The sequence below is a fragment of the Bordetella genomosp. 1 genome (genome assembly GCF_002261335.1).
GTDB lineage: Bacteria > Pseudomonadota > Gammaproteobacteria > Burkholderiales > Burkholderiaceae_B > Bordetella.
Window position 1 is genome coordinate 624,995 of sequence record NZ_NEVL01000003.1, and the last position, 17,337, is coordinate 642,331.

A 17,337-nucleotide genomic window follows, 5' to 3' on the forward strand; every position below is an offset into this window, starting at 1 on the left:
TGTTCAGGCCAGCGCGTCGGCCAGGAAATCCACGAACGCGCGGGTGCGGCGCGGCGCCTGCCGGCCGGCGGGATAGACCGCGTAGAGATTCATGTCGGTCACGCCGAAGTCGTCGAGTACCGGCTCGAGCCGGCCCGCCTGCAGGTCTTCGTGCGCGTCCCAGCTCGATTTCATCACGACCCCGGCGCCGGCCACGGCCCAGGCGCGCAGCATGCCGCCATCGGTGGTGCGGCGGTCGCCATCGACCTTGACCGTGAAGGTCTGGCCGGCCTCGAGGAAACGCCAGTTGCTCAGCAGCGCCCCGGGCCGCGCGAGCACCAGGCAGTTGTGCTGCTGCAGGTCGCGCGGATGCGCCGGCCGGCCGGCGCGCGCCCAGTAGGCCGGCGAGGCCACCACGCAGTGACGCCCGCGCACCAGCAGCCGCGCGGTCAGGCGCGAGTCGCGCAGCGGGCCGGTGCGGATGCCGAGGTCCAGCCCCTCCTCCACCAGGTCGATGATGCTGTCGCTCAGCCAGAGCTCCACCCGCAGGCCCGGATGCAGGCGCATGAAGGTGTCGACCAGGGGCGCGAGGCGCTGGCGGCCGAAGTCGTTGGTGCAGGTCACGCGCAGCTGGCCGGTCAGCGGGCCGTCGCTGGCAACGCCGTCGAGCACCTCGTCGAGCTCGCCCAGGATGCGGCGGCAGTCGGCGGCAAAGCGTTCGCCGTCGGCCGTGAGCGACAGCCTGCGCGTCGTGCGGGTCACGAGCGGCGCGCCGACCCGGGCCTCCAGCTTTTGCAGCGCCAGCGAGACGGTCGAGGGCGAGATGGCGCGGCTGCGCGCCACCGCCGACAGGCTGCCCTGGTCGGCGATGGCGAGGAAGAGACGCAGCAGTTCCAGTTGGTCCATGAGGGCCGGTCCGGCAAGGATGAAACGCCGCGATTATGCCCGCCGCGGCCTCAGATCACCCGAAAGCCATGGGTGGCGTCGCGGGCAAGCTGGTCCACCAGGCCGTACTCCCAATCGAGATAGCCCTGCATCGCGGCGACCGGATTGTCGGTGCCCTCGTAGGGCCGGCGATAGCGGTCGTCGTCGGGCGAGAGCCATTCCTGCGGCTCGGCGGCCAGCGCGAATCCGGCCGCCTGCCAGGCGGCGTTGCCGCCTTCGAGCACGTGCACCGGCACGTCCACGGCATGGCGCGCCAGCGCCGCGCGCAGGTCCGCCCAGGCATAGCCGGCGAGCCGGCCATCGGGCGAGCTCAGCACGATGCGCGTGGCACCCGCCAGCCCCGGCGCGATCCGGTCGAACCCGGCGCGCAGGGCGAACGCCGCCTGCGCGATGTGGCCGCGCCGATACGCCTGGCTCGGCGACAGGTCGATCAGGCGCGTGCCGGGCGCGGCCAGCCAGGCCTGCAACTGCGCCGGCGTCACGCCGGCCTGAGCCGCGCCCTCGGGCAGCGGCGGCAGCGCCGCGGCGCGCGCGCCGCGCTCCAGCATCAGGCCGGCCTGCACGGCGCGCGCTGCGTCGGCCGCGTCCAGCACATGCACATCCCAGCCCATCTGCGCCAGCCAGGAGGCGGTCATGTCGGCGCGCACCCCGGCCTCGGCGTCGATGCCGTCGCTCAGCACGATGCGCGCGCCGCGCACCGGCACCACGTGATCCGTTTCCTGCACCAGCTGCCCGCCCGGCGCGTTGGCAAAGCCCGGCAGATGGCCGGCCTCATACGGCTCGGGCTGGCGCACATCCAATAGATAGAGGCTGCGGCCCGGCGCCCGCAGCGCGGCGATGCCGTCCCAGCCCACCCGGCCCACCCCGGCCCGGTCCGCCACCGCGCGGGCGCGCGCCAGCGCCGCGTCGCGGTTCGCGTCGGCGACCGCCTGCGGATGGCGGCGCGACTGGCCGTGTTCCAGCGTGAGCCCGGCGAGGGTCCAGCCGATGGTGCCGTTGCGCAGCGCGTAGACCGGATTGGGCAGGCCCGCGTTCACCAGCGACTGCGTGCCGATGATGCTGCGCGTGCGGCCGGCGCAATTGACGATCACGGTGGTGGCCGGATCCGGGGCCAGCTCGCGCACCCGCAGCACCAGCTCGGCGCCCGGCACGCTGGTGCTGCCCGGGATGTTCATGGTGTGGTACTCGTCGAAGCGGCGCGCGTCGACCACCACCACGTCGGCGCCCTGCTCGAGCAGCGCGTGCACCTCGGGCGCAGCCAGCGAAGGGGTGTGGCGCTGCGCCTCGACCAGTTCGCCGAAGGACTTGCTGGGCACGTTCACGTCACAGAACAGCTCGCCCCCGCTCGCCTCCCACCCGGCCAGCCCGCCGGACAGCAGGTTCAGGTCGGTATAGCCGAGCGCGCGCAGCCGCTCGGCGGCGCGCCGCGCCAGCCCCTCGCCGTTGTCGTAGACCACGATCTGGGTGTCCCGCCGCGGAATGCGGCGCCAGGCCTGCAATTCGATCTGCGACCACGGCAGGTTGGCGGCGAACAGCGGGTGCGACACGGCGAACGGCGCCTCTTCACGCACGTCGAGCAGCGCCACCTCACGGCCGGCGATCAGGTCGGCGCGCACGGCCTGCGTGGATCGATGCGGGAAGGCCCCGGGCTGGGCCGCGCCCCACAGATTGGGTAGCGGCACGGGCGTGTAGCCGGAGATGAACGGCTTGACCTCGCCCGCCTCGGTGTAGACCGAGCGACGGATGCTGCCGATCTCGCCGCCATAGACGTGGATGCTGATCGAGGCCTGGTCGGCGTAGGCGTTGCTGACCCGGTGCACGTCGTGCGTGGGCGGCCACACCGCCTCCACCTGGCCGGGCGCGAGCCGCTCCTGCGCGCCCTCGGGCAGCCAGCGCCCCGACGCGTCACGCGCATAGCGCTGCGACAGCTCGGCCCCGCGCAACATGCCGATCAGGCCCCATACCGTATGGTCATGTATCGGCGTGGACTGGCCCGGCCCCCAGACGAAGCTCACCACCGAAAAGCGCCCGCCCGGATCCGCGTACAGCAGGTACTGGGCGTAGCGGTCGGGCTGCGGCTGGGCGTACTCCGGCGGCAGCCAGTCGTCGTGGCGCACCAGGTCGCGCAACAGGGCGCCTGCCTGAGGCAGGGCCTGCTCCCAGTGCCGCTCGCGGCCGAGCAGGTCTGACAGGTCTGAGATGAAGTCGCGCAGCCGCTCGGGGTGTGCACTGATGGTTTCAGAGAGGTTTTGTGGCATGTCTGGCAATCAGAATTCGGTCTGAAAAGTGCTCCATTCGGGCACATTCAACAAAATCAAATCAATGACCCCGGTAAAAATGGCCGTTATTCACGCATTTAATGGGGTGGCATCCACCGTTATATTCCGACGGGAGCAGCCCTGACCGGTGAGAGAGAGTATGCCAAACCCTCACCATAAAACGTCGTACCGGCCGATCGATAAATCTCATAAGGATATGTTATGACCCGCCGGTCCCGTTGCGATTGCTGAGCCGCCCACCGCGCCTGACAGGCTTAAGAACCGGCTTCGCCGGCCGTAAACCAGTCATGCGTCTTCAGGTCGGCAATGTGTCCCCTGAGAGGCCCGAGCCGCGCTCTTTGCCATGGGCATGGCAGATTGCGGCGCGGATCGTAGACCCGGAAGGCCCGGATTCCGGCCGCCTTCTGCCATGAGTAGTTGCGAGGAAAGCGTAGTGAGAAGGTATGCGTTGCGCCGCCCGGCCGGTTTCCTGCCCGCGCGGCAGGCGGTTTCCGGCTGCCTATCCGTTCGGCCCGTCGCCGCTGTCCGCCCCTGGGCGGCCGTGCTGCCGGCCTGAAGCGCCGCCCCCGCCCCTACGCCGCGACATGAAATCCATCGCGATCAATTTGAATATGGCTCAACTTATGGCCGGCCCCTGTTGTCCGCCGCCATGTCAGGGCAAGCTGCACCGCCGGACTTTCTCACATGCTTTCGTATGCTTGGAAAATCCCGCCCGACCGGATATAAATCACGACATTGACGCGCCGGGCCGGTTTGCCCGGGATAGTCGCAACCCCGGCCATCATTATTCCCGCCCCCGCATGCCGTCCGTCTGGCTGCGCGCGCACCCTGGCCACCGGCTCGCATCCCACGCCCAATCATGAACCGGCCCGCCATTCTCGTACTCGAAGACCACCCCGTTCAGCGGCTGGTGATGGTGCGTGCCCTCGAAACGCTGGGCCATTCCCGCATCCTGCAGGCGACCGAAGGCGAACAGGCGCTGGCGCGCCTGGCCGAGCACGGTCCGGTCGACATCGTGATCTGCGACATCAAGCTGCCCGGCATGGACGGCACCGCCTTCCTGCGCGAATCGAGCAAGCGCGGCCTGGTGAAGTCGGTGATTCTCAGCAGCGACGTCAGTAGCGACCTCACCGCCGCCGTCCTGCACATGGCGAGCCTGTTCGGCATCCGGGTCCTGGGCGACCTGGGCAAGCCGCTCAAGCTGACCCGCCTCGAGACCCTGCTGCGCCGCTATGAGTCGGACGCCGCCGCCCCGGTCGGCCAGACCCCGGCCGCGCCCGTCTTCTGCCCCACCACCCAGGACATCAATACGGGCCTGGACCGTGGCGAGTTCATCCCCTATTTCCAGCCCAAGTTCGACATCCGCACGCTGCAACCCGCGGGCGCGGAGGTGCTGGCGCGCTGGAACCATCCCGAGCACGGCATCCTGGGGCCCGGCGTCTTCCTCAACCAGGTGAAGGAGAGCGACGCGCTCGACCGGCTCACCTGGGTGTTGAGCGAAGCCGCCATGGCCCTGGCCGCGCGCGCCGTCATGAAGGGCCGCCCGGCCAGCCTCGCGATCAACGTGGAGACCAGCCAGCTGGCCTCCACCACGCTGCTGCCCACGCTCGAGGAAGCCCTGCTGCGCCACGCCCTGCCCGCGACCGCGCTCACGATCGAGGTCACCGAGACCGGACTGCTGGCCGCCCAGGCCACCACGCTCGAGACGCTGGTGCGCCTGCGCCTGTTGGGCTGCACCGTGGCCATCGACGACTTCGGCACCGGCTTCTCCTCGATGGAGCGGCTCTGCAACCTGCCCTTCAACCAGCTGAAGATCGACGCCTCCTTCGTGCGCCGCCTGCCGGGCGACTCGCGCAGCGAAAGCGTGATCGCCGCCACCCTGTCGCTGGCCGAGAGCCTGGGCATCGACGTGGTGGCCGAGGGCATCGAGACCGCCGAACAGCGCCACGCGCTGCTCGACATGCGCTGCGCGCTGGGCCAGGGCTACTGGTACGCGCGGCCGATGTCCGGCAACGACTACGAGTCGTGGCTGTTCAACCCGATGGCCGCCTGGACCTGAGGACCTGAGCCCGCGCGCGCCGGGTCGGCCCGGCGCGCCCGCGCCTTCGGCCCCCTCCCCAGACTGTTAGCCCCTTCCTAACAATTCTCGCCACGCGCCCGCGCCCCCGTTAAAGTGCGCGGGTTTTGGCGCTCCCGCAGTGTCGCGCCCGCCGCCCGCGCCGCGCCGCCGCGCCCGGATGCGGCCGCGCGTCGCTCGGCCGCCGCCTCCCCCCACGCCATGCGCCGCCGCGCTGCGGCCGTGGCCCACGTTGCGCCACGTCGCCCCCACGCATGCACACGGTCCTGATCATCGACGACCACCCCGTCACCACCTTCGCCGTCCGGATGCTGCTCGAGCGCGACGGCCTGGCCGTGGTGGGCGAGGCCGGCAACGGCATCGAAGGCGTGCGCATGGCGCGCCAGCTCTCCCCCGAGATCGCCATCGTAGACCTCGACCTGCCCCGGCTCGACGGGCTCGAGGTGGTGCTGCGGCTGGGCGGCCTGCCCTGTCCGCCCCGCACGCTGGTGCTCACGGCCCACGCGCCCGAGGTGTTCGCGCGCCGCAGCCTGGGCGCCGGCGCGGCCGGTTTCGTGTCCAAGCGCGACGGCCTGGCCGACGTGGTCAACGCGGTGCACGCGCTCATCAACGGCTACAGCTACTTCCCCGAAAGCATGATCGCGCGCACCCGTGGCGGCGCGCCCGAGTCCGACCTGGCGCTGCTCGCGCAGCTCTCCAACCGCGAGCTGGCCGTGCTCAAGCACCTCGCCGTGGGGCGCAGCAACAAGGAGATCGCCGACGCCATGTTCCTGAGCAACAAGACCATCAGCACCTACAAGACCCGCCTGTGCCGCAAGCTCGGCGCGCAGTCGCTGGTGGAACTGCTCGACTTCGTGCAGCGCACCCGGCTCGTCTGACCAGCATGCCCGCGCCCGCCTGCTTCGATCCCGACCAGATCCACGCCCTGAGCCAGGGCGATCCCGCCTTCGCGCGGCGGCTGGCCGCGGCGCTGGTGCAGACCAACGCCCAGGACCTGGCCGAGCTGCTGGCCGCGCATCGCGCCGGCCGCGCGCGCGTGGTGGCCGACCTGGCCCACCGCATCCTGGGCGGCAGCCACATCGTGGGCGCACAGGCGGTGGCCGAAAGCGCGCTCGCGCTCGAGACCCGCGCCGCCGCGCACGGCCTCGACGTCGATACCGCGCGCGGTGCCTGGCGCCTGGCCAGGCGCATCCGCGAGCTGGAGCGCGCGCTGGGGCGCTGGCTCGACGCGCCGCGCTAGCGCCGCCCAACGAAAAACGGCCGGTGCGCCATGCACCAGCCGTTGCGGGGACAACGAATCCTGCCGGACCCGTGGCACGAAGGCGCGGCGGGCGCGTCCTTCGACACCGGGCCGGCGCGCGCCGGGGGGCAATACCCCGCCGCGCGCCGGCCCTCGTTGCCGCGATTACGCGCCTTCGCGAGCCGGCACGGCGGCCGCGCCACGCGCCAGCTTGCGGGCGGCGAAGAAGCGGCCCAAGCCCACCACCAGCAGCGCGCCCAGCACTTCGGCGCCGATCTTCACCATGCCCGGCACTTCGCCGAAACGGTTGGTGATGACCACGTCGGTGACCAGCATGCCGCCGGCGATCCAGCCCAGCAGCGCGGCGCCGATGGTGATGACCATCGGGAAGCGGTCGATCAGCTTGAGCACGATGGTGCTGCCCCAGATGATGATGGGCACGCTCACGACCAGGCCGAAGATCACCAGGCCCAGCTGATGGGCCTCGTCGGCGCCCTGCGCGGCGCCGGCGATGGCGATCACGTTGTCCAGGCTCATGACGAAGTCGGCCACGATGATGGTCTTCACGGCCGCCAGCACCGAGGTGCCGCCCTTGATGTTGCTGTGCGCATCACCCTCGGGGATCAGGAGCTTCACGCCGACCCACAGCAGCAGCAGCGCGCCCACGACCTTCAGGAACGGGATCGTCAGCAGCGTCAGCGCGAAGCCGATCAGCAGGACGCGCAGGCCGATGGCGCCGGCGGTACCCCACAGGATGCCCTTCATGCGCTGTTTGGGTTCGAGGTTGCGGCAGGCCAGCGCGATCACGACCGCGTTGTCGCCGCCCAGCAGGATGTCGATCAGGATGATCTGGAATACGGCCGCCCAACTGAGCGTTTGCAAAAACTCAAGCACGTGGAAACTCCTGTGAACAGAAAAAAGGGAAACAGAGACCCGGCACGCCGGCGGCGCGCGTGTCGGCCCCGAGGGGCTGCGGGCGGGTTGGCTACATCGGCTGCACCAGCGCCAGCGAGAGCTGGCCGGCGACCTGCGCGAGATCGGTTTGTGGCTGATCGGTGGTCACGGCGTAGGCCCAGCGGCCTTGCTGCCAGTAGGCAACGCCGGCCACCCCGGCCTCGGTGACGCGCGAGACCACCGGCGCCTGGTCGGCCTCGCCGTCGGTCGCGCGTCCGGCGAAGATGGAGAGCACGCCGAGGCCGCCGGCCTCGAGCGCCACTTCCACCCCCGGGCCGCTGCGCGAGGGGAACACCTGCACGTCACGCACCCGCCAGTCGCGCGGCAGGGCCGGCAGGCGGATGCCCGTGGCACGCAGGATTTCGTCGGCGTCGAGATGGGTGACGCGCGGCTGCGACGCCATGCTGGCGCGCATCTGCGCCGTGCGGTGCGCGATCAGCGCGTCCTCGACGAAGGTGGGCACGTTCTGCGCCACGGCCATGCGCATGTCGGGGTGCCAGGCGCCGTAGGCCATGTGGCCGGCCCAGCCGATCGCCAGCAGCACGGCCGCGACGGCGATGTAGCGCAGCCGCTCGACCCAGGCGAGCCGGTCGAGGCCCTGCTGCAGGTCGAGCGCGGTGCGCTCGCAGCGCATCGGCGTGTCGGCCGGCGGCGGCAGCGTGCAGCGCAGCGCGTCGCGCACCTGCAGGTCTGCCATCACGCGCATGGCCTGCTCGGGATTGTGCGAAAGAAACTCCTCCACCTCGATCCGGCGCAGCGGGTCGAGCTGATCGTCGACGTAGGCGTCGAGATCCAGATCGGTGATGGGCAAAGTCTCAGACATCCGTGCCTCCCACGACGCGCAGGCGCCGGCTCGTCTGGCCGGTGGCCTCGAATTCGCGCAATGCCGCCCGGGCCCGGCCCAGGCGCGACATCAGGGTGCCGACCGGCACGTCCAGCACGCGCGCGGCCTCCTGATAGGACAGCCCTTCGAGCGTGACCAGGTGGAGCGCCTCGCGCTGATCCAGCGGCAGTTGTTCGAAGGCGCGCCGGATCTGCTGCAGGCGCACGTGATGCTCCTGCGGCGCGGCCACCGAGCCGGCCTCGTCCTCGTCGCCGTTCCAGGCCTCGACGTGTTCGGCCGCGGTGCGGGCGCGCCGCCATTCGCTCACGAACACGTTGTGCAGGATCGACATCAGCCAGGCGCGCGGATTGCCGTTGCCCTCGGCGCGCCAGGTGTGGCGGCGCTCGTAGGCGCGCGCCAGCGACTCCTGCACCAGGTCGTCGGCGTCATGGATATTGCGCGTCAGCGTGCGCGCATAGGCCCGCAGGGCGGGCAACTGGGCGGACACGGAGAATTCGGTGGTGGGCGCGGTCATATAGTCGTAGACGCCTGGGCAAAGGTTTTAATCCGCTTTCAAACGGCTTTCTTACAATTTTCTGAATTCTAGCTGAGTTCTTCCTGCCCGTGCTAGCAACTTGCGTCGAAGTTACGGCCTACGCGCACAATCTGTCGCCAAACAGCCCCTAATTCACAGTCAGAATTCAGACGACGCCACGTTTCCGTGCCGGCTTGACAGGGTGCGCCGGGCGCGAGATGGTTGATGGCGTCCCCCGTCGCTCCCCGGATTCCATGCTGCAAGCACCCTCCTCCCCGACCGACCTGCCGCGCGACGCGGCGCCCGCCGACGCCGATCCGGACGAGGCCGCCAGCGCCCGGGCCGCCAGCGACGACGCGGCCAGCCCCGACCGCGCGGGCGTGCTGGGCCCGTTCCGCTATGCCGCGTTCCGGATGATCTGGATCGCCAACCTGTTCGCCAACTTCGGCGTGTGGGCGCAATCGGTGGCCTCGGCCTGGGTCGTGACCGATGCGCCCGACAGCAGTGCCGTGCTGGTGGCGATGATCCAGGTGGCCGCGGCGCTGCCGCTGGTGCTGCTCTCGATCATGACCGGGGTGCTGGCCGACAATTACGACCGGCGCAAGATCATGCTGGTGGGCATGAGCGTGGAGCTGCTCATCGGGCTCACCATCACGACCATGGCTTTCATGGGCCAGCTGCACCCGGTGACGCTGATCGTCGCCACGTTGATCGTGTCGATCGGCAGCGCGCTGGTCACGCCGGCCTGGCAGGCGGCGGTGGGCGAACAGGTGCCCAAGGCCTTCGTCGGCCGCGCCGTGCTGCTCAACAGCGTGAACTTCAACGTGGCGCGCGCGCTCGGCCCGGCGCTCGGCGGCGTGATGCTGGGTGCGCTCGGCGCGCCCTGGGTGTTCCTGTTCAACTGCGTCTGCTATGCCGCCCTGATCTGGGCCATCTGGCGCTGGCGCCGCGAGCTGCCGCGCCGCACGCTGCCGCCCGAGCGCATCCTGGAGGGCGTCAAGGCCGCGCTGCGCTTCACCGAGTACTCCACCGTGACCCGGCTGGTGATGCTGCGCTCCTTCGTGTTCGGCCTGTCGGCCAGCGCGCTGTGGGCCCTGCTGCCCCTGCTCGCGCACGGCCACCCCTCCGGCAGCGCCTCGCTCTACGGCTACATGCTCGGCGCGCTGGGGATCGGCGCCATCACGGGCAGCGTGCTGATCGGCCGCGTGCAGCGCCGGGTGGGCGTGAGCCGGTTGATCAGCGGCGCGGCGCTGCTGTTCGCGCTGTGCCTGATGCTGCTCGGCCTCACCGAGGCGCTGCCGCTGGTGTTCGTGGCGCTGCTGCTGTGCGGCGCCTGCTGGATCGCGGTGCTCGCCACCTACAACACCACCGTCCAGCTCCTGGTGCCGGACTGGGTCAAGGCGCGCGCGCTGGCGCTCTACCAGACCGCGATCTTCGGCGGCCTGGCGCTGGGCTCCTTCGCCTGGGGCCATTTCGCCGGCACCATGGGCGCGCGCGGCGCGATGGGCGCGGCCGGCGTGACGCTGCTCGTCACGGTGCTGCTGCTGTACCGCTCGCGCCTGCCGGACCACGTGGACAGCCGCAACCTCACCGCCTTTCCCGTGACGCGGCCGAACGCCCCCACCGACTTCGATCCGCGCCACGGCGCGGTGCTGCTCACCATCGAGTATCAGGTCGACCCGGAGCGCGTGAGCCCCTTCGTGGATGCGATGCGGCCGCTGCGCCTGATGCGCCTGCGCAATGGCGCCGACCAGTGGCAGCTGTTCCGCGACCTGGAGCAGCCGCGGCTGTGGCGCGAGGTGTTCGTGATCGGTTCGTGGATCCAGTACCTGCGCATGAACGACCGGATGACCCTGGCCGACCGGATGGTGCTCGACGCGGCGCAGGCCTTTCACACCGGCCCGCAGCCGCCGCAGGTGACGCACGGCGTCAGCTATCTCGCGCTGGCCGCCGCGCCGCACGCGGGCCTGCACGCCATGCCGATCCCGGCCGATGCCGAGGGCGGCAGCGCGCCCGCGCACAGCGGCAGCCCGCTGTCGGATGCGCCGCCCCCCGGCGCCCAGCCCATGACCGACGCCACCCCGGCGTTCGCCGAGGCGCGGCCGGCGCCGCCCGCCGGCGCGGGTGCGCGCGATGAGGCGGACCCCGGCCCTGCGGCGGCCCCCGCCCGCTGAACGCCGAATGCGCAGGTCGGGCCGCGCGCGGCCCGGCCCGCTTTTATAACGACCTGAAAGTCGTCAAAACGGCGGAGCGCACGCCGTACGCACGATGCGGCGTTCGTGCACCCATTACATCTCAAGCGACTATTGTCGAATATGTGAACATCGTGCATGATTCCGCAACTGGGTCGCTGCGTTTCGCGCACCCCGCCGGGCACGCTCGCCGCCCGGCCGATCACGTCAGCATGGCAAGTCAGTTTGGCCGGACCCGCTGCCCGAGCTTGGCGCAACGGTTTTGCATAAATCCGCTGGTTTTTATGTGAGCACCCCGATGGCCTGCACTTCCTTCTGCACTGTCTCTTGCGGCCACGCCCTGTGCGCCGTGCCCTTGCAAGCCCCGTCCTTCGATTCTTTCTGCTGTTTGCGTTAAGCGCCAGGCAAGGTGCCTGGCAGGCCGCGTGCGCGCGTCGATTCCGGCGCGGCACGCGCTTGGTGGCGGAGCCCTCGCGCAGCGGCGTGCGCTCCGTTTCGTCGCAAGCGTGTCCCCCGGAGAAGCGAGCATGAGCAAGCAACCCGAAGTCCTGACCCCGTACGACCAATTCAATTTCTGCGTGCCCGAGAATGAATTCCCCAAGGAAGGCATGACCGCACGCGCCGCGCAGGCGCTGGTCCTGAGCGATGAGTGGACCGACACCAACCCCAACCTGAACATGTCGTCGTTCGTGACGACCTTCGCCGAACCGGAGGCGAAAGCGGTTGCGCACGCAAACATGTTCAAGAACTACATCGACCACGACATGTACCCGCAGCTGTTCGCGATGGAGCAGCGCATGGTGCGGTGGCTGCATCAGCTCTGGAACGGGCCCAGCGACGCCGAGCCCTACGGCACCGCCACGGTCGGCTCGTCCGAGGCGTGCATGCTGGCGGGGCTCGCGCACAAGTGGAACTGGCGCCAGGCGCGCGAGAAAGCGGGCAAGGACGGCTCCAAGCCCAACATGGTGACGGGCGGCAACGTGCAGATCGTGTGGAAGAAATTCCTGCGCTACTTCGACGTGGAGCCGCGCATCGTGCCGCTCAAGCCCGGCCAGTACACGCTCACCGCAGAGGACCTGGACCAGTACGTCGACGAGAACACCATCGCGGTGGTCGCGATCGCCGGCCAGACCTTCACCGGCGAGGACGACGACATCCAGGGCATCCACGACTGGCTCGACGCCTATGAAAAGCGCACGGGCATCTCCGTGCCGATGCACATCGACGGCGCCTCCGGCGGCTTCGTCAACCCGTTCCTCTACCCCGACTACAAGTGGGACTTCCGCCTGCCGCGCGTGCAGTCGATCAACGCGTCCGGCCACAAGTACGGCCTCACGCCGCCGGGCCTGGGCTGGGTGATCTTCCGCGAGCGCAAGATCTTCAACGAAGACCTGGTGTTCTATGTGAACTACCTGGGCGGCGAGATGCCCACCGCGACGCTGAATTTCAGCCGCAACTCGTTCCAGGTGGCGGTGCAGTACTACCAGTTCCTGCGGCTGGGGTTCGATGGCTTCAAGCGCGTGATGCAACGCACGCTCGAGAACGCGGTGGCGCTGCGGCAGAAGCTGGTCGACAGCGGTTACTTCACCATCATGAACGACACCCAGCGCATTCCCGTGGTGGCCGTGACGCTGCACGACAAGTACAAGAAGTTCAACGAGTTCGACGTGTCCAACAAGGTGCGCGAGCGCGGCTGGGTCATCTCGGCCTACAGCATGCCGCCCGACGCCGAGGAGGTGCGCAGCCTGCGCGTGGTGGTGCGCCCGCACATCAACCACAACGTGGCGATGATGCTGGCCAACGACATCATCAAGGCATGCCAGTACCTGGAGCAGCACGGCGGCAGCGCGACGCCGCCCGAGCTGCACGGCCACCACGACGAGCTCAAGGTATCGCCGGCCAAGTGCTGAGGGTTCCGGGCCGCGGCCGGCGGCGGCATCGCTGCCGCCGGCCGCATGGCTGCGCCGCCCCGGCGGCGGCGCAGCCGCGTCGCATCGCACCGAACAGGGAGCGTCCATGACCGCGTTCATGCAATTCCTGGGGAACAACCCCTACATCCTGCTGTTCCTGACCATCGGGCTGTCCGTCTGGGTCGGCAAGTTCCAGATCAAGGGCTACGGCTTGGGCTCGGTGGCCGCGGCCATCATCGTGGGCTGCCTGCTGGCCACCTTCGGCTCCACCTATGGCGTGAAGTTCCATCTCGACGACTTCGCCAAGTCGCTGCTGTACTACCTCTTCATGTATGGCGTGGGCCTGCGCGTCGGACCCTCGTTTCTCAACGCGCTCAATAAAGACTCGATCAACTACGCCATCCTGGCCGTGATCGCGCCGGTCCTGGGCCTGGGGCTGGTGGTGTGGGGCGTGGGCTTCTTCGGCCTGCCGCAGGGCGCCGCCGGCGGCATCCTGGCCGGGTCGCAGACCATGTCGGCCGCCATCGGCTCGGCGGAACAGGCCATCACCTCGGGCGCGCTGGCCCTGCAGGGCGGCATGACGCGCGAACAGGTCGATGCCATGATCGCGCTCTCCTATGGCATCACCTACATCTGGGGCACCGTGGGGATCGTGCTGCTGTGCAAGTACCTGCCGCGCATCTGGGGCGTGGACGCGCGCAAGTCGGCCATCGAGTTCGAGAAGTCGCATGGCGTGCCCAACGTCGACGACGCCGGCCTCACCGCCTTCCATCCGTTCGACGTGCGCGCCTACCGCGTGCTCAATCCGGAGACCGCGGGCAAGACCATCAAGCAGTTCCGCGAGCGCTTCCCCGAATACCAGGTCGTCAACGTGGAGCGCGGCGATGCGCTGCTGGGCGCGGACGAGAACCTGGTGCTGCAGGCCGACGACGTGATCGCGCTGGGCGGCCGGCTCGAGTTCATGACGGCCAACATGGGCGTGGTCGGCCCCGAGGTGCCGGACGCGCGCGCGCTGAACATCCCGCTGGACCAGGCCGAGATCCTGGTCACCAACAAGGACATCACCAACAAGCCGCTCAAGACCTTCCGCGGCAGCCCGCTCGCCGGCCAGATCCAGCTCCAGCGCATCGAACGCGGCGGCGTGCCGCTGCCGATCGGCCTGGAGACCACGCTGCACAAGCGCGACGTGCTGTTCGTCAACGGCCTGAAGCCGGCGGTGGAAAAGGCCGGCAAGATGTTCGGCGTGATCGCGCGCCACAGCTCGGCCACCGACCTGCTCACGCTGTCGGCCGGCATGATCCTGGGCTTTCTGATCGGCCTGATCGAGGTGCCGGCCTTCGGCGCCATGGTGGGCCTGGGCAATGCCGGCGGGCTGCTGCTGTCGGGCATCATCGTCTCGTCGATCTCGTCGCGGCTGCGCTTCTTCGGCAACACGCCCAACGCGGCGCGCAACATCCTCGAGGACCTGGGCCTGATCGGCTTCGTCGCCATCGTCGGCATCAACGCCGGCGCCGAGCTGCTCACGCAGCTGACCGGCGTCATTGCGCTCAAGATCTTCGCCGTGGGCTTCCTGGCCTCCACCATCCCGCCCATCATCGTGTGGGCCATCGGCTTTCACATCATGAAGATCAACCCGGCGCTGCTGATGGGCGCCACCGCGGGCGCGCGCAGCCACTCGGGCCCCGCGCGCGAGGCGGCCAAGGAAGTGGGCTCCAGCGTGCCGTGGCTGGGATTCCCGGTGGGCTACGCCGTCTCCGGCGTCCTGCTCACGGTGTTCGGCTATTTCGCGATGATGCTCGCGCACTGATCGCAAGCAGTGGTGCTCATGGCGCGCCCGGTGGCGCGCCTTTTTTTTGCTCCACGCGGCCGCCGCCTGCGTGGCGGCCCGGCGCAGGCCTGCCCGGCTGGCGCAGGAAGATCGCAGGTCTCGAGACCCGGGCGGCGTTCATGCATGATGTCCGTGTCGACGACACGCCCGCTCATGGAAGGACCACCCGCATGACCAGAAAGACGCCTGTGGCAACGCGCAGGCCCCCCGCCCTACCGGCCGGCTACGCGGGCATCCACGGCGGCATCGTGGAATTGCTGGACGCGGCACGCCTGGCGGCGGCGCGCAGCGTCAATGCGCTGATGACGGCCAGCTATTGGGAGATCGGCCGCAGGATCGTCGAGGCCGAGCAGCAAGGCCGACGGCGGGCCGGCTACGGTGAACAGCTGATGGCGCGCTTGTCGGCAGACCTGACGGCGCGCTTCGGGCGCGGGTTCAGCCCCGACAACCTGGAACACATGCGGCGCTTCTTCGCCACGTATCCCTTGGCTCAAATTTCCGAGACACTGTCTCGGAAATTCGGAGAAGGACCGGTCGCACAGAACTCCCACGCAGCGTCTGGGAAACTTGAGCTCGCCGAACTGGCCCGGATCTTCACCTTGCCGTGGTCGGCGTATGTCCGGCTCTTGTCGGTCAAGGATGACCGGGCCCGCCGGTTCTATGAAGCCGAGGCAATGTGCGGGGGTTGGAGCGTGCGCCAACTCGACCGGCAAATTGGCAGCCAGTTCTACGAGCGCACGGCCTTGTCCAAGGACAAAGCGACAATGCGGGTCAGGGGCTCGGTGGCCAGACCCGAGGATGCCGTCACGCCGAATGATGCGATCAAGGATCCTTATGTGCTGGAATTCCTTGACCTCAAAGACGAGTATTCCGAATCCGAACTCGAAGCAGCCCTGATCCAGCGGCTGGAAGACTTCCTGCTGGAGCTGGGGGAAGGCTTCACGTTCGTCGGGCGGCAAAGGCGCTTGCGCATCGACCAGACCTGGTATCGGGTGGATCTCCTGTTCTTCCATCGCAAGCTGCACTGCCTGGTCATCGTCGACCTGAAACTTGGCAGCCTGACGCATGCCGATGTGGGGCAGATGCACATGTACTGCAACTGTGCCAAGGCGCATTGGGCCTACCCGGATGAAAATCCTCCGGTCGGCCTGATCCTGTGCGCCGACAAGGGCCATGCCCTGGCGCGGTATGCGCTGGATGGGCTGCCGACCAAAGTGATGGCAGCCAACTACCGGACGGTGCTGCCCGACGCCGAATTGCTGCAAAAAGAGCTGGAGAACACGCGGCGTCTGCTCGAATTTCGTGGAACCCCGGTCACTCACCGATGACTCGGTCCGCCCCGGCAGTCCGTCAGCGGATGCCACGTTGTCCGCCCGCTGCCGTGCGGACCGCTGCGGGCTACCCTCCCCCCTGGCACCAGACCGAACCTGGGAGGCGCCGCTCGGTTGGGGTACGCTACGGACCATCGGCCGCGTCGCGTGCGGGCTGGCGCTGCCCGCGGCGGCGCGGCCTCGCTGAATCGCCGTCACGCCATACCGGAATCACCATGACCGCACCCGCCACCACGCCCGCCGTTGCACCCGCCTCTGCGCACGCCGTTGCCCAAGCCTCCCCCCGCGCCATCGCCGTCCGGCTCAAGCGCGCCTATGAGGCGCCCGTGCCGGAGGACGGCTATCGCGCGCTGGTGGACGCACTCTGGCCGCGTGGCGTCACCAAGGACGCCCTGAAGGCGGTCTGGCACAAGGAGGTGGCGCCGAGCGCCGACCTGCGCCGCGCCTTCCATCACGACGCCGAACGCTGGGGCGAGTTCCGCCGCGCCTATCTGGCCGAGCTGGCCGAGCCCGAGCGGCGCGCCGCGCTCGACGCGCTGCTGGCCGAGGCGGGCAGCGGGCCGCTCACGCTGGTCTATGGCGCGCGCGACACCGAACACAACAATGCGGTCGTGTTGCACGAGGCCCTCACGCGGCGGCGCTGAGGCCGGGCCGCGCGGCCGGATGTGTTACCGTGCGCAGCGCGACGCCCTCACGGACGCCGCCTTCATTGACCGCCGCCTTGCGGCACCCGGATTTCAGGCCTGGCATGGAACGCAAACTGCCCTACCCCCCCACTCCCGAACACGCGCCCGACCTGGCCGCGGTGGTCGTGAACGTGGTCAAGAACATCGAGGACGTGACGCTGGACTACAGCCCCGCCTCGCTGCAGGTGATCGACCGCCTGATCCAGGACTTCCACGCCGCCGGCAACGCCGCGTCGGCCGTGGGCAACACGGTGTTCCTGTTTGGCTGCTATGCCGGCGAAGTGATGGTGCGCCATCTGCATGGCCGCTGGCACCACGCCGACCAGTCGCCCATCGGCGCGTTCGACCCCTCGGGCAACATCCCGCTGGTGGTACAGCTGCCGAGCGGCGGCTGGTACAACCCCATCGCCAAGGCCTTCAAGGAGCTGGAGAACGGCGCCGAGGACAGCCTGACGTTCTTCTATCAGGTGGTGGCCGCGCAATCGGGCCAGACCGAGCCGCTGCGCGCGCGCCGCGTGAAAGACTGACGGCCCGCGGGCAGCGAGGCGGCCGGTGCGC

14 protein-coding genes and 1 pseudogene are annotated in these 17,337 nt (G+C 69.4%); 9 read left to right on the forward strand and 6 right to left on the reverse strand.

All coding sequences use genetic code 11. The features are described from left to right. Window positions 1–3 precede the first annotated feature (3 nt). From CEG14_RS11315 to CEG14_RS26620, 3 genes and pseudogenes are all read right to left on the reverse strand, one after another. The gene (locus CEG14_RS11315) at window positions 4–885 is read right to left on the reverse strand and encodes a LysR family transcriptional regulator (protein WP_094826458.1); all 882 of its coding nucleotides are present in this window, start codon (window positions 883–885) and stop codon (window positions 4–6) included. A 50-nt stretch (window positions 886–935) separates the two neighbouring features. After that, window positions 936–2,591 carry a rhodanese-like domain-containing protein gene (locus CEG14_RS11320; protein ID WP_256985783.1) on the reverse strand — a complete coding sequence of 552 codons (1,656 nt, stop codon included), beginning with the start codon at window positions 2,589–2,591 and terminating at the stop codon, window positions 936–938. Window positions 2,592–2,690: 99 nt separating this feature from the next. Next, a pseudogene (locus tag CEG14_RS26620) lies at window positions 2,691–3,182 on the reverse strand (cysteine dioxygenase); the annotation flags it as partial. Window positions 3,183–4,062: 880 nt separating this feature from the next. Between CEG14_RS26620 and CEG14_RS11325 the strand changes: the two are divergent. The 3 genes from CEG14_RS11325 (at window position 4,063) to CEG14_RS11335 (ending at window position 6,520) form a co-directional block, all read left to right on the forward strand. Then, a complete protein-coding gene (locus CEG14_RS11325; protein WP_094826460.1) occupies window positions 4,063–5,262 on the forward strand; it encodes an EAL domain-containing response regulator in 1,200 nt (399 codons plus the stop codon). 272 nt (window positions 5,263–5,534) lie between these two features. Beyond that, the gene (locus CEG14_RS11330; protein WP_094826461.1) at window positions 5,535–6,158 is read left to right on the forward strand and encodes a response regulator; all 624 of its coding nucleotides are present in this window, start codon (window positions 5,535–5,537) and stop codon (window positions 6,156–6,158) included. A 5-nt stretch (window positions 6,159–6,163) separates the two neighbouring features. Next, window positions 6,164–6,520 (forward strand): Hpt domain-containing protein, encoded by a 357-nt coding sequence (locus CEG14_RS11335; RefSeq protein ID WP_094826462.1) that lies wholly within the window; start codon window positions 6,164–6,166, stop codon window positions 6,518–6,520. Window positions 6,521–6,685: 165 nt separating this feature from the next. Here CEG14_RS11335 and CEG14_RS11340 read toward each other — a convergent pair whose 3' ends face one another. From CEG14_RS11340 to CEG14_RS11350, 3 genes are all read right to left on the reverse strand, one after another. Further along, window positions 6,686–7,414, reverse strand: coding sequence for a TerC family protein (locus CEG14_RS11340; protein ID WP_094826463.1), 729 nt, complete (start codon window positions 7,412–7,414; stop codon window positions 6,686–6,688). 91 nt (window positions 7,415–7,505) lie between these two features. Further along, complete coding sequence (locus CEG14_RS11345; RefSeq protein WP_255032238.1) at window positions 7,506–8,297, reverse strand: anti-sigma factor family protein; 792 nt, start codon at window positions 8,295–8,297, stop codon at window positions 7,506–7,508. Beyond that, entirely contained in the window at window positions 8,290–8,832 is a 543-nt protein-coding gene (locus CEG14_RS11350) for a sigma-70 family RNA polymerase sigma factor (RefSeq protein WP_094826464.1), read from the reverse strand. The genes CEG14_RS11345 and CEG14_RS11350 overlap by 8 nt, the downstream gene beginning before the upstream one ends. A gap of 254 nt (window positions 8,833–9,086) precedes the next feature. Between CEG14_RS11350 and CEG14_RS11355 the strand changes: the two genes are divergently transcribed. The 6 genes from CEG14_RS11355 (at window position 9,087) to CEG14_RS11380 (ending at window position 17,306) form a co-directional block, all read left to right on the forward strand. Continuing rightward, window positions 9,087–11,006, forward strand: coding sequence for an MFS transporter (locus tag CEG14_RS11355; RefSeq protein WP_094826465.1), 1,920 nt, complete (start codon window positions 9,087–9,089; stop codon window positions 11,004–11,006). Between the two features lie 545 nt (window positions 11,007–11,551). Further along, the gene (locus tag CEG14_RS11360; protein WP_094826466.1) at window positions 11,552–12,934 is read left to right on the forward strand and encodes a glutamate decarboxylase; all 1,383 of its coding nucleotides are present in this window, start codon (window positions 11,552–11,554) and stop codon (window positions 12,932–12,934) included. 106 nt (window positions 12,935–13,040) lie between these two features. Beyond that, window positions 13,041–14,741 carry an aspartate:alanine exchanger family transporter gene (locus CEG14_RS11365; protein ID WP_094826467.1) on the forward strand — a complete coding sequence of 567 codons (1,701 nt, stop codon included), beginning with the start codon at window positions 13,041–13,043 and terminating at the stop codon, window positions 14,739–14,741. Window positions 14,742–14,932: 191 nt separating this feature from the next. Further along, window positions 14,933–16,090, forward strand: coding sequence for a PDDEXK nuclease domain-containing protein (locus CEG14_RS11370; protein ID WP_094826468.1), 1,158 nt, complete (start codon window positions 14,933–14,935; stop codon window positions 16,088–16,090). Window positions 16,091–16,308: 218 nt separating this feature from the next. Continuing rightward, window positions 16,309–16,737 (forward strand): DUF488 domain-containing protein, encoded by a 429-nt coding sequence (locus tag CEG14_RS11375; RefSeq protein ID WP_094826469.1) that lies wholly within the window; start codon window positions 16,309–16,311, stop codon window positions 16,735–16,737. Between the two features lie 104 nt (window positions 16,738–16,841). Then, a complete protein-coding gene (locus tag CEG14_RS11380) occupies window positions 16,842–17,306 on the forward strand; it encodes a hypothetical protein (RefSeq protein ID WP_094826470.1) in 465 nt (154 codons plus the stop codon). Window positions 17,307–17,337: the final 31 nt, after the last annotated feature.

Bases quoted from the DNA above. Each gene is read 5' to 3' on its own strand.
- CEG14_RS11315 (WP_094826458.1), bottom strand. From the start codon at position 885: ATGGACCAACTGGAACTGCTGCGTCTCTTCCTCGCCATCGCCGACCAG.
- CEG14_RS11325 (WP_094826460.1), top strand. From the start codon at position 4,063: ATGAACCGGCCCGCCATTCTCGTACTCGAAGACCACCCCGTTCAGCGG.
- CEG14_RS11330 (WP_094826461.1), top strand. From the start codon at position 5,535: ATGCACACGGTCCTGATCATCGACGACCACCCCGTCACCACCTTCGCC.
- CEG14_RS11335 (WP_094826462.1), top strand. From the start codon at position 6,164: ATGCCCGCGCCCGCCTGCTTCGATCCCGACCAGATCCACGCCCTGAGC.
- CEG14_RS11345 (WP_255032238.1), bottom strand. From the start codon at position 8,297: ATGTCTGAGACTTTGCCCATCACCGATCTGGATCTCGACGCCTACGTC.
- CEG14_RS11350 (WP_094826464.1), bottom strand. From the start codon at position 8,832: ATGACCGCGCCCACCACCGAATTCTCCGTGTCCGCCCAGTTGCCCGCC.
- CEG14_RS11355 (WP_094826465.1), top strand. From the start codon at position 9,087: ATGCTGCAAGCACCCTCCTCCCCGACCGACCTGCCGCGCGACGCGGCG.
- CEG14_RS11360 (WP_094826466.1), top strand. From the start codon at position 11,552: ATGAGCAAGCAACCCGAAGTCCTGACCCCGTACGACCAATTCAATTTC.
- CEG14_RS11365 (WP_094826467.1), top strand. From the start codon at position 13,041: ATGACCGCGTTCATGCAATTCCTGGGGAACAACCCCTACATCCTGCTG.
- CEG14_RS11370 (WP_094826468.1), top strand. From the start codon at position 14,933: ATGACCAGAAAGACGCCTGTGGCAACGCGCAGGCCCCCCGCCCTACCG.
- CEG14_RS11375 (WP_094826469.1), top strand. From the start codon at position 16,309: ATGACCGCACCCGCCACCACGCCCGCCGTTGCACCCGCCTCTGCGCAC.
- CEG14_RS11380 (WP_094826470.1), top strand. From the start codon at position 16,842: ATGGAACGCAAACTGCCCTACCCCCCCACTCCCGAACACGCGCCCGAC.